The following is a 499-nucleotide window of genomic DNA, read 5'->3' as shown; positions in this document are numbered from 1 at the left end:
GACGGCGGGGTTCGGTGCGTTGGAGTACGTGGGGGGCAAGTACCGCTTCACGACCGATCCGCAGGGCCAGCTCACGGACTGGTGGGAGTACGAGGGCTTGTTCTTCCCCTACAAGCGGGTGATCGCGGCGGTCGGTTTCGACCGGGACGAGATGACGCTGGAGGGCATCACCCGCCGAGGCCCACGAGAAGGACGTCGCCCTGGCGTGCGTGCGCGCCTACAACGACTGGATGGTCGAGGAGTGGTGCGGCGACAGCGGCGGCCGGCTCATCCCGCTGTGCCTGATCCCGCTGTGGGACATCGACCTGGCCGTCGCCGAGATCCACCGCAACGCCGCCCGCGGAGTACGCGCCGTCACCTTCAGCGAGATCCCCACCCACCTGGGACTGCCCAGCATCCACACCGGCTACTGGGACCCCTTCTTCGCCGCCTGCCAGGAGACCGGAACGGTCGTCAACATGCACATCGGCTCCTCCTCCCAGATGCCCGCCGCCTCCCC

The 499-nt window shown here is 68.5% G+C and carries 1 pseudogene; it reads left to right on the top strand.

Annotated features, from left to right (window positions below):
• Window positions 1–499: pseudogene (locus tag AB8Z75_RS35320) on the top strand (amidohydrolase family protein); the annotation flags it as partial.

This window comes from Streptomyces sp. PU-14G, assembly GCF_041028275.1.
Taxonomy (GTDB): domain Bacteria; phylum Actinomycetota; class Actinomycetes; order Streptomycetales; family Streptomycetaceae; genus Streptomyces.
Note: the sequence above shows the minus strand (reverse complement) of the source record. Positions and strands in the feature narration are given on the sequence as shown.